The organism is Caballeronia grimmiae (genome assembly GCF_000698555.1).
In the GTDB taxonomy this organism is placed as follows: Bacteria; Pseudomonadota; Gammaproteobacteria; order Burkholderiales; family Burkholderiaceae; genus Caballeronia; species Caballeronia grimmiae.
In genome coordinates, this window is record NZ_JFHE01000074.1 from 1 (window position 1) to 10,922 (window position 10,922).

At 64.3% G+C, this 10,922-nt stretch carries 12 protein-coding genes; 3 read left to right on the top strand and 9 right to left on the bottom strand.

What is annotated here, in order from left to right; translation table 11 throughout:
• The 6 genes from BG57_RS29880 to BG57_RS29905 all read right to left on the bottom strand — a co-directional run.
• A partial coding sequence (locus BG57_RS29880) for a response regulator (RefSeq protein WP_035970756.1) occupies window positions 1-840 on the bottom strand: 840 nt, incomplete at its 3' end.
• Window positions 837-2,597 (bottom strand): ATP-binding response regulator, encoded by a 1,761-nt coding sequence (locus BG57_RS29885; protein ID WP_229754038.1) that lies wholly within the window; start codon window positions 2,595-2,597, stop codon window positions 837-839. The genes BG57_RS29880 and BG57_RS29885, both read right to left, overlap by 4 nt.
• The gene (locus BG57_RS29890) at window positions 2,594-3,646 is read right to left on the bottom strand and encodes an ATP-binding SpoIIE family protein phosphatase (protein WP_035970760.1); all 1,053 of its coding nucleotides are present in this window, start codon (window positions 3,644-3,646) and stop codon (window positions 2,594-2,596) included. Before BG57_RS29890 ends, BG57_RS29885 begins: the two co-directional genes overlap by 4 nt.
• Window positions 3,631-4,071 carry an anti-sigma regulatory factor gene (locus tag BG57_RS29895; RefSeq protein WP_035970774.1) on the bottom strand — a complete coding sequence of 147 codons (441 nt, stop codon included), beginning with the start codon at window positions 4,069-4,071 and terminating at the stop codon, window positions 3,631-3,633. Before BG57_RS29895 ends, BG57_RS29890 begins: the two co-directional genes overlap by 16 nt.
• A 21-nt stretch (window positions 4,072-4,092) precedes the next feature.
• Entirely contained in the window at window positions 4,093-4,452 is a 360-nt protein-coding gene (locus BG57_RS29900) for an STAS domain-containing protein (protein ID WP_035970761.1), read from the bottom strand.
• Between the two features lie 51 nt (window positions 4,453-4,503).
• Window positions 4,504-5,424: an STAS domain-containing protein gene (locus BG57_RS29905; protein ID WP_035970762.1), complete on the bottom strand. Its 921-nt coding sequence runs from the start codon at window positions 5,422-5,424 to the stop codon at window positions 4,504-4,506.
• 392 nt (window positions 5,425-5,816) lie between these two features.
• Between BG57_RS29905 and BG57_RS29910 the strand changes: the two genes are divergently transcribed.
• From BG57_RS29910 to BG57_RS29920, 3 genes are all read left to right on the top strand, one after another.
• Window positions 5,817-7,181: a nucleobase:cation symporter-2 family protein gene (locus tag BG57_RS29910; protein ID WP_035970765.1), complete on the top strand. Its 1,365-nt coding sequence runs from the start codon at window positions 5,817-5,819 to the stop codon at window positions 7,179-7,181.
• 9 nt (window positions 7,182-7,190) lie between these two features.
• Window positions 7,191-8,057 (top strand): alpha/beta hydrolase, encoded by an 867-nt coding sequence (locus tag BG57_RS29915; protein ID WP_229754037.1) that lies wholly within the window; start codon window positions 7,191-7,193, stop codon window positions 8,055-8,057.
• 142 nt (window positions 8,058-8,199) lie between these two features.
• On the top strand, window positions 8,200-8,811 hold the full coding sequence (locus tag BG57_RS29920; RefSeq protein ID WP_035970768.1) for a phasin family protein: 612 nt from the start codon (window positions 8,200-8,202) through the stop codon (window positions 8,809-8,811).
• On the opposite strand, the gene BG57_RS29925 is transcribed toward BG57_RS29920, so the two are convergent.
• The 3 genes from BG57_RS29925 to BG57_RS29935 all read right to left on the bottom strand — a co-directional run.
• Window positions 8,808-9,608 (bottom strand): exodeoxyribonuclease III, encoded by an 801-nt coding sequence (locus tag BG57_RS29925; RefSeq protein WP_035970770.1) that lies wholly within the window; start codon window positions 9,606-9,608, stop codon window positions 8,808-8,810. The genes BG57_RS29920 and BG57_RS29925 overlap by 4 nt on opposite strands.
• Before the next feature lie 89 nt (window positions 9,609-9,697).
• Entirely contained in the window at window positions 9,698-10,576 is an 879-nt protein-coding gene (locus tag BG57_RS29930; protein WP_035970772.1) for an ABC transporter permease, read from the bottom strand.
• Window positions 10,573-10,922 (bottom strand): ATP-binding cassette domain-containing protein (locus BG57_RS29935; RefSeq protein WP_035970775.1); only part of this gene is annotated, 350 nt, incomplete at its 5' end. The genes BG57_RS29930 and BG57_RS29935, both read right to left, overlap by 4 nt.

Here is a 10,922-nt window from a genome sequence, read left to right on the forward strand (position 1 = left end):
GAGCATCGCAAGAAATTCGTCCTTGCGGCGGTCCGCGTCGCGCAACAGCATTTCGGCGGCCTTGCGCTCGGAAATATCGTTGACGATGCCCGCGATACGCACGGGCCGCCCATCCGCGCCGCGCACCTGCGACGCACGCTCGGCCACCCAGCGCGGCCCGCCGCGCGCCCGCGCGATGCGATATTCGACGTGATACGGCGCGCCGCTCGTCAGCAATTGCCGATACGCCGCCGCCACGTGTTCACGGTCCAGCAAGTGCACGTCGCCGGACCAGTGATCCGGGCCGGGAAGCGGCGCCGGCGCGCCTTCGCCCGAATCCCACAGCCGCGCGTAGGCGGGACTGACGTAGAGCAGTTGATTGGCGGCGGGATCGAGCATCCAGAAGACATCGTCGATATTGTCCGCAAGCTGCCGAAAGCGTTCTTCGCTCTCGCGCAGCGCGCTTTCCGCAAGCCGCACGCGCAGCAGCGCGCGCACGTGCGCGATGAGTTCGGCCGGTTCGACGGGTTCGGTCAGATAGCTGTCCGCGCCGCCTTCGAGACCGCGAATGCGATCGAGGCTATGCACCGCCGCCGCCGATGTCTGCAGCACCAGCGTCCCCGCGGTTTCGGGCGACGCCTTGATCTGGCGGCACACTTCAAGGCCGTTGATATCGGGCAGCTTGACATCGAGCAGCACGAGATCGGGCGATTCGGCGCGCACGCGTTCCAGTGCGGTCGTGCCGGTCCCCGCTTCGATCACGTTGAAGCCGGCCCGCGACAGGATGCGGGTCTTCGCGTACCGCGCGCCGTCGTTATCGTCCACGTTGAGGATCAGGACCTCGCTCCAGTCGCTCGTCATGATGTCGTTCCTTCCCCGCGAAGCGTCCCGTTCACTCTGCCCGACACCATGTCCAACACGCTCGCCAGTTCGCCGCCCGAGATCGGCTTCTGCACGAACGCTGCCGCGCCGAGCGCGCCCGCTTCATCCCGATCTTCCGGTTCGCCGAGCACGACGACAGGAATGTCGCGCGTGGCCGCCTGCGCGCGCAGCGCCGCAAGCCAGATCCACGCCTCCGACGGCGCGGGCCGCACGGCCAGCAGCAGCGCGGCGGGCGGCGTGCGGGCGAGCGCGCGGCTCGCTTCATCGAGCGTCGCGGCGCTCGTCGTGCGATACGGCGATTGCCGCAGCACGGCTTCGCAGTCGAGCCGCTCGATCGGATTGCTTGCGACGAGCAGCACCGCCGGTCCCGTGTCGCCGTGTGTGGCGCTTTGCGCGGCTTCGGACTCGCCATAGAAAGCGGGAATCGTCGCGCTGAAGGTCGATCCGCGCCCGAGTTCGCTTTCGAGCGATACATCGCCGCCGAGCAGCTTGCATAGCTTGCGGCACAGCGGCAGCCCGAGTCCGGTGCCTTTGACATATTGCTGAAGCCGGTTCTCGACCTGGCCGAACTCTTCGAACACGACCTGCTGATGCTCCGGCGCGATGCCGATGCCCGTATCCGTCACCGAAAACGTGATCAGACGGCGCCCTTCGTCGTAGCTCGCGGACACGCGCACTTCGCCGCGCTCGGTGAACTTGAGCGCATTCGACACGAAGTTGCGCAGCACCTGTGCGACCTTGGCTTCGTCGGTGCGGATCGGCGGCAAGCCCTCGCATGGCTCGAATATCAGCTCGACGGTATTGCCCGGCGTGAGCGGCCGCAGCATGCCGCGCAGCGCGGAAAAGAGCGTATCCACTTCGAACTCGACGGCGCGCACTTCGATCTTGCCCGCTTCGATCTTCGCGAGGTCCAGCAGATCGTCGACGGTTTCGGACAAGTCCTCCGCCGCCTTGCGGATGAAGCGCACCTGCTTTTCCTGCTCTTCCGTCAGCTCGCCGTCGATGCGTTCCAGAAGCAGCTTCGAGAGCGCGCGGATCGACGAAAGCGGCGTGCGGAATTCATGGCTCATGTTCGACAGAAACCGCGACTTCGACTCATCCGCGCGGCGCAGATGATCCGCGCGCGCATCGAGTTCCGCGTACAGCGCGACGACGCCGCGGTTCGTGTCTTCGAGTTCGCGCGTGAGGCGCGTCAGCTCTTCCTGGCGCTCGCGCAAGTCGGCGAGCGCGCCGATCAGTTCGCGATTCTGGCGCGCGAGTTCGGCGGTCGAGTCTTCGTTGTCCTGGCGGGCGAGCGTCGCCGCGACCGCGTGCGCCGCTTTCGCATCGGGCGATGCGCTCTCGGGCAGCGCCTTCGCGAGCGAGATGGAGGTGCCGCCGTCGGGATCGTCGGCGATCGCGCATTGCTCCATCAGCCGTTGCGCGGCGAGCAGGCCGAGCGCGGCTTGCGACGCGTCGTTCTTCATCGCGCGAAGACGCTCGCCCGCGCCCGCGCCGGCGCGAAAGCGCACGACGAAACGCGGCGGATAGGTCGCGTTGTCGAGCAGAAATTCCGCGCGCGCGTGCGGGCCGGCCGCCAGCACCGTGCGCGCGGCTTCGAGCACCGACGTGGAGATGCGCGTCTGGTCCTGCGTCGAGAAGCCGAGCGCGGCGCTTGCATCGCGCGCCTTGCGACGCGCCGCGACGATATCGCGCTCGCCGTCGATCTCCATCGAATAGAGCGCGAGCGCCATCATGCGGCTCCCGTCGCCCGTGCGACGAACACGGTCACGTCGTCGCGGCCGCGCGAGAAATCGCGATACAGCACGGCGGCGGCGAGCGCCGGATGCCGCGCGCCCAGGCCCGGATAACGTTCGAGATCCCAGCGCGATCCGAGCCCGTCCGAATGCAGCACGACGAGCGAATCGGGCGGATAAGGCACATCGAACTGCTGCGCGCGCCGCGCCGAATGCCCGACGATGCCGCTATGCGACACCAGATGCCGGTGCGAATCGTGCGTCCACACGCTCGCCGAGATATTGCCGATGCCGGCGAAGGCGACCTTCCCGCCCGCCGCCGATGGGCCCAACGGCATCCGCGCAATGCCGACCGCCGCGCCGCGCGTCGGACGCAGCGCCTCGTTGGCAAGCTCCATGATGCGTTCGAGCGGCGCGTCCCCGTGCGCGCCGAGCACGCGCGCCGCCTCGATTGCGGCGACGTTCGCGAGTGGGCCGTGGCCGAGACCGTCCGCGACGAGCACGGTGAATGCATCGTCGCCGGCGTGACAGGACCATGCATCGCCACTGACGGTTTCCGTGTGAAGCGGCAGATTCACGACGCCGTAGCTCACGCGCGCATCGTGCGCGGATGCCGTGCTCGGGCCGTTCCAGCACACGACGCGCAGCACCGTGCCGTGTCCCGGCATGCTCCAGATATCGAGCTCGCCCGACAGACGCCTGATCGCGCCCATGCCGTTGCCGGGGCTGCCGGCCGTCGTATAGCCGTCTTCGAACGAACGATACAGGTCTTGAATGCCCGGCCCGCGATCGATGCACAGCACTTCGATGCCGTATCGCTGCGGGCCGTCCAGCAGCGGGCGCACGAGCAATTCGCCGCTGCCCGCGTGCTTCAGCAGATTCGTGCCGCATTCCGTGACGACGATCGCAAGCTGGCCCGCGACCGTCTCGTTGAAACCGAGTCCGCGTGCGAGTTCGCCGATCGAGCGTCGCGCGAAGGCGATCTGACTCGCCTCGGCGATCTCGTACCGCTGCTGCGCCGCCATTGATTCCTTTAGAACGGTTTCCATTTGGTGATCGAGACGTGCGTGCCCTCACCCGGCGCAGAGCGGATGTCGAACTCGTCGCACAGGCGTTTCGCGCCGCCGAGGCCGAGCCCCAGGCCGCTGCCCGAGGTGTAGCCGTCCGAGAGCGCGCGGGCGATGTCGGGGATGCCGGGTCCGTTATCGACGAATTCCAGTTTGAGGCCACGGCGGCCATTGCGTTCGACGAGCGTGCAATGCACGTCGCCGCCACCGCCGTAGATGAGCGTGTTACGTGCCAGCTCACTCGCCGCCGTCACGAACTTGGTCTGATCGATGAGGGACAAGCCCTGCGCCACGGCCTTCTCGCGCACGAACTGGCGCAAGCGCACGATCTGCTCGTCGGAGCGGATCGGCAGCGTATCGGGCGGTGACGAGGCGGCCGGCATGGCCGTTGGATAGAAGGTCATCATGGACTGGTTCACTTGCGGCCGTCAGGCTGCGCCGCCGCCGGTGAGAAGCGCCATGCCCTTTTCGACGTTGAGCGCGGTCCGCACGCCCGACAGCGTGAGCCCGAGCTCGACCAGCGTGATCGCGACCGAAGGCTGCATGCCGACGACGACCGTCTGCGCGTCGAGCACGCGCGCCATCGCCGCGGTATTGCCGATCATGCGCCCGATGAAGGAATCGACGACATCGAGCGATGAAATGTCGATCAGCACGCCGTTCGCACCGTCCTTGACGATGCGGCTCGTCAGATCGTCCTGCAGCGTGAGCGCGAGGCGGTCGTGCATGTCCACCTGAATGGTGACGAGCAACAGCTTGCCCATCGTGAGAATTGGAATGCGATCCATCGCCTGGCCCTGTTCAGTCGCGTTGCATGCTGTTGAAGAACTCGCGCGCCGTCATTCGGGCGACGACGAATCGTGCATGCCGGCGGCCGCGCCGTTGCGCGCCGCGTGCTCCTGCGCGCCGGCCATCGTCACCGACTTGCCGGTGCGCTGCAACGCGACGACGAACGCCGCCGCGAGCGTGGCCTTGGTCGTCACGTTCGACAGGTTCACGCCGAGATGCACGATGGTCTGAGCGATCTGCGGACGAATGCCGCTGATGATGCAGTCGGCGCCCATCAGACGCGCGGCGGCGACCGTCTTCAGCAAATGCTGCGCGACGAGCGTATCGACGGTCGGCACGCCGGTGATGTCGATGATCGATATGGCCGCGCCCGTCTCGACGATCTTTTGCAGCAGGTTTTCCATCACGACCTGCGTGCGCGCGGAGTCGAGCGTGCCGATCAGCGGCAGCGCGAGGATGCCGTCCCACAGTTGCACGACAGGCGTGGACAGTTCGAGCAACTCTTGTTGCTGGCGCACGATCACTTGCTCACGGCTCGCCTGGAACACTTCAGTGGTGTACAGGCCGAGTTCATCGAACAGTGCGCTGATGGTCCACGTCAGATCGGCGAGCATGGCGGGTTCGTTCGCCAAAGCGGCGCGCAAGCGTGTCACGAGCGGCTGCTTCAGCGAGAACACGAACATCGCGGTTTCAACCGGCGAGAAGCCCTGACGCGCACGCTGAGCGGACATATCCGCCAGAAACGCGCGCACTTCGTGCCATTCGGTTCCCTTGAAGTCCACCCGGTCCGAAGCGCTGAGCACCGTCAGCAGCAGCGAGACAAATTGCGAAAACTGATTGCGCAGCTCCGCTTCGCCGACGAGTCCGCGACGCGACGCGATGGCGTGCTGCTTCGTGATCCATTCGTTCAGCAGTTCCGTCTGGTTGTTGCCGAATACCTGGGCGAGCCGTGCTCCGCCGACCATTTCCATGCCGAGTTCCCTGTGCGAATAGTGATTTTGCGGGCGACAAGCCCCGACGAAGATGCTTTCGCGTTGCTGAAAAAGGAGGCAGCGAATGATCGCGCACCGATGTCGAGCACCTGAAGGCGCTCGGAATGTAGCACGCCATCTCAAAATTCGACAGTGCGCAGGACTCAGTTTTGAAAGAGATCGCGCAACTGTTACGGCGAGGCTTCGAGACTGGCTGCGCAATCGGGAAATGCTTCCGTCTGCGCTCGCTCATGCGGTCACATATTCCGTGACGATCAGCCGGAATGAGCGGCAGTCGTTCGCCATACCGCAGATAGCAGCCCGAATATTTTCTGGCGTTTCGGCGGTGCAATACTGAACCGGCATCCCAAAAACGCGACGCCGGAGCGCCAATGTCCCACACGACTCATCCCGTCGACGAAGTGCTGCCGTTCGGTCAGATGCTCGCCGTCGGCATCCAGCACGTGCTCGTCATGTATGCGGGCGCGATTGCGGTGCCGCTGATCATCGGCGCGGCGCTCAGGCTGCCGAAAGATCAGGTGGCGTTTCTCATCAGTTCGGACCTCTTCGCATGCGGCGTCGTGACGCTCGTGCAATGCATCGGCATATGGAAGTTCGGCATCCGCCTGCCGGTCATCATGGGCGTGAGCTTCGCGCCCGTCGGTCCGATGGTCGCGATGGCCACATCGGGCGCCGGCCTGCCCGCAATCTTCGGCGCGACGATCGCGGCGGGCGTGTTCGCCGTCGTGATCGCGCCGTTCTTCGGACGCCTGATGCGCTTCTTTCCGCCGATCGTCACCGGCACGATCATCCTCACGATCGGCATGACGCTGTTTCCGGTTGCGATCAACTGGGCCGGCGGCGGACGCGGCGCACCGCATTTCGGCGATCCGCGCAACCTGATGATTGCGGGCATCGTGCTGCTCGTGATTCTGCTCATCAACAAGTATCTGCGCGGCTTCATCGCGAACATATCCGTGCTGCTTGGGATGGCGATCGGCTTCGCGATTGCGCTGCCGATCGGCCTCATCGACTTCTCCGGCATCGGGCGGGCCGCGTGGTTCGCGCCGGTGCGGCCGTTCGCGTTCGGCATGCCGACCTTCGATATCGCGGCGATCGCGTCGCTGTGCCTCGTGATGGTCGTCATCATGGTGGAGTCGCTCGGCATGTTCCTCGCGCTCGGCGATCTCGCGCTGCGTCCGGTTTCGCGCGCCGACGCCACGCGCGGCCTGCGCACGGACGGACTCGGCACGGTGATCGGCGGCATCTTCAACACATTCCCGCACTCGTCGTTTTCGCAGAACATCGGGCTCGTCGGCATAACGGGCGTCAAGAGCCGCTGGGTCGTCGCGGTGTCGGGCGTCATCCTGATGCTGCTCGGGCTTCTGCCGAAGCTGTCGAATCTGATTGCGTCGATACCGGTGGTCGTGCTGGGCGGCGCGGGCATCGCGATGTTCGGCATGGTCGCCGCGACCGGCGTCAAGATACTCGGCAAGGTCGATTTCGACAGCAAGAACAACTTGCTCATCGTCGCGATCAGTCTTGGCGTCGGCGTCATTCCGCTGACGGCCCCGACGTTCTTCGGCCAGATGCCCGCGTGGGCCGCGCCGCTCACGCATAGCGGCATCACGTTGACCGCCGTGGTTGCGATCCTTTTGAATGCGCTGTTCAATCGCGGCCATTCGACGGACGACGTCCAGCGCGAAATCGCGGCCGACATGCCCTTGAGCCTGCGTCAGCGCGATGACAACGCATGACGCTCTATCATGCGGCTATTCCCACACTATCCGCCGCGCTCGATGATGGAACTGCTAGGGCTTCTGCTTGCCGCCATCGCACTGGCGTACCTTGCTGCACTGGGCGCGCTTTACTGGCTGCAAGGCCGCCTCGTCTATCCATTGGAGCAGACGCAAACGATCGTCGACGCCACGCTCGACGCTCATACGCAATCGATCAGCGTCAGGACGCAGGACGGCCTCGATCTGATCGCGCGCTATAGAGCGCCGCCCGATGCAGCCTCGCCGACCATCCTGCTTTTTCACGGCAACGGCGAAGACCTGACGCAGCGCGCGCATATCGCGCTCGAATTGATCGAAGCCGGTTACGGCGTCCTGCTTGCGGAATATCGCGGTTATGGCGGCAATCCCGGCAAGCCGCACGAAGCGGGCCTTTATGCCGATGCGCGCGCCGCTTATGCCTATGCCGCCGAGCGTTCGCGCTCCATCGTGCTGCATGGCTATTCGTTAGGCTCGGGCGTCGCGGTCCAGCTTGCAAGCGAATGCCGCATCGATGCGCTGATACTCGAAGCGCCGTTCACCAGCATCGTCGATGTCGCCGCTGCGCGCTTCAGGCTCTTCCCCGTGCGATATCTCGCCCGCGACCGCTACGACAACCTCGCCAAGATCGCATCAATACACGCGCCGCTCCTGATTTATGGCGGCACGCGGGATTTCGTGATTCCGCCCGCGCATTTCCAGCGTCTTTTCGATGCCGCCAAAGGCGACAAACATCTCGCGTTCATAGAAGGCGCGGATCATATCGACGTCTGGACTAAAGGCGGACGCACCCACGTGATGCAATTTCTCGCATCGCTCAAGGCGCGCGACAGACAAAAGGTTCACGGCGCAGACTGACGACCGTGCTTTAAAAATTCAGTCGCCGGATGGGAACCGCTGCCAGTGCGCTTCGTCAGAATCAACTCGTATCCGATGAGCCATGCGCCGACCGGCGCGCTCCATTTACCGATCTTTATTCGATACCTGAGAGGAGCGGTCAATGTTTCAGTATCCCGGCAATATCGCTTATCAAATGCCCTCGCTTGCACGCGCCAATCTGCAGGCGTTTCTCAACGCAAGCGGCCGCTTCGCCAGCGGTTTGCAGGAACTCACCGAACTCAACGTGCAAACGGTGCGCACGGTGATCGAAGAAAGCAGCAACCTGCTGAAGCCCGGTGAAGACGCGGGCGCAAGCGTGCTCGGCTGGCAATCCGCGCTGTTCGCGCAGCTTCCGCTGAAAGCGGCCTCGTATGGACAGAACGTGTGGTCGATCATCACGTCGACGGAAGCGGACATACTCGGCGAAGTGCGCAGCCAGTATGAACGCAACGGCATCTCACTGAAGGGCCTGTTCGACACGGCCGCAAGCGAAGCGCAACAAGGCGCGCAATCCGCTGCACAAGAGACTGGCCTGGTCATTACGAGTCTCGCCGATACCGCAAGCGAAGCAACGCAAGCGGCCACGCAAGCCGCGCAGGAGACGGGCGGCGTCATCCTCGACGCAAGCGGCGACATCGCCAGCGAAGCGGCGAGCGCGCCCAAGCAACTCGGCGAAACGGTGGAGACGCCGATTGCGAAGGCGTCACGCGCATCGTCGAAACGTCAAGGCTAGGCAGCCGCTTTCTTTCTGCTGCGCGATTCCTTCAGCACGACCCACGCGGGCGCATGATCGCTCGCGTGCGGTTCGCCGCGCACCCATCTGTCGACGCCCGCATCCTGCAGCTTCGAGGCGAGATCCTTGCTCAGCAGAATGTGGTCGATACGTAGCCCCGAATTCGTCTGCCAGTGCTGACGAAAATAATCCCAGAACGTATAGATACGCTCGTCCGGGTGTTTCTTGCGCAAGGCATCGGTCCAGCCTTGCGCGAGCAGCCTGGCATACGCCGCGCGGCTTTCGGGTTGCAGCAGCGCATCCTTCAGCCATGAACGCGTGTTGTAGATATCTTCGTCGGTCGGCACGACGTTGTAATCGCCCGCCAGCACGACCGGGTGTCCGCTCTCGAACAACGACGCCGCATGCGCGTTGAATCGCTCGAACCAGTCGAGCTTGTAGTCGAACTTCGGGCCGGGCTGCGGATTGCCGTTGGGAAGATAGAGACAGCCAATCAGCACGCCGTGCACGGCCGCTTCGATATAGCGGCTATGCGTATCGTCTTCGAATCCCGGCAGACCGCGCCGGCTCAGGATCGGCTGCGTATCCTTCGCCAGAATGGCGACGCCGTTCCACGACGCCTGCCCGTGCCAAAGCGCGCCATAGCCCGCCTTTTCGATGGCCGCAGCGGGAAACTGGGCATCCGTGGCCTTCAGTTCCTGAAGGCACACGACGTCCGGCGCTTCGCGTTCGAGCCATGTCAGCAAGGCATCGATACGCGAGCGAATGCCATTGATGTTGAAGGTCGCGATTTTCATTCGGCGGTGTCCATCTGTCGATGGCGTGTTTTTGACGATCCTACGCGCGATGCACGATGCGTGCCGCGCGTCTCGTCACACCGCTGCGGTTACGACTGAACACCCCAACGCCGGACCGTTACGCGTTCGACCGTATCGAACACGAGATGCTCGACCGCGAGCCCGATCACGATGACCGCCGCAAGCCCCGCGAAAACGCGGTCGGTGTAAAGCTCGTTGCGATTCTGAAAGATGTACCAGCCGAGACCGCCCTTGCCCGAGCTTGCGCCGAACACGAGTTCCGCCGCGATCAGCGTGCGCCACGCGAAAGCCCAGCCCACGCGCAAGCCGGCGAGAATCGAAGGCAAGGCGGCGGGCACCAGAATGAGCACGACATGCCGCAAGCCGGTGAGCCCGTAATTACGCCCTGTCATGCGCAAGGTCGATGGCACCGCCTGAAAACCCGCATACGTATTGAGCGCAAGCGGCCACAACACCGAATGAACGAGTACGAAGAGCAGGCTGCCCGTGCCCAGCCCGAACCATAGCAACGCAAGCGGCAACAGCGCGATGGATGGCAAGGGATTGAACATCGCGGTGAGCATCGAAAGAATGTCGCGACCGATGCGCGTCGAAACCGCAAGCGATGTCAGCAGGAACGCGAGCGCCGCGCCCAGAAAATAGCCGCGCAACAGCACCGACATGGATATCGCGACCTTCTCGATCAGTTCGCCGGACAGCACGCCCTGCACGAACGCTGCGCACGTCGCGCTGAAGGTCGGCAACAGCAGGTCGTTGTCGACGAAGCGCGCCGCCAGTTCCCATATGCCGATCAGCACGAATGCGATCAGCGTCTTGCGCAGCCATGCGCGATCGGTCAGACGCTTCGCAAGCGGCAAAGGCGCTTCATGCCGGACCTGATCCAGCGTCGAAGGAACCGCTTCGAACTCGGGCCGCACGGGCGGCTCCATGAATTGCGGCGTGCTCATCGCGCGGCCTCCTCTTCGAACAGCAGGCGATGAATGCGCGCGACGCTCTGCTGAAACTCGCCGCGCCCCACGCTTTCCTGCGAATACTGATGACTGTTCAATTCGGCGCGCACACGGCCCGGATGCGGCGTCAAAAGCAGAATGCGATTGCCGACGATGAGCGCCTCTTCGATCGAATGCGTGACGAACAAGAGCGTGAACCGTTCATCGCTCCAGAGGCGCAGCAGTTCTTCCTGCATGCGGCGGCGCGTGAGCGCATCCAGTGCGGCGAAAGGTTCGTCCATCAACAGCACGCGCGGCTGCATGGCGAGCGCACGCGCGATGGCGACGCGCTGCTTCATGCCGC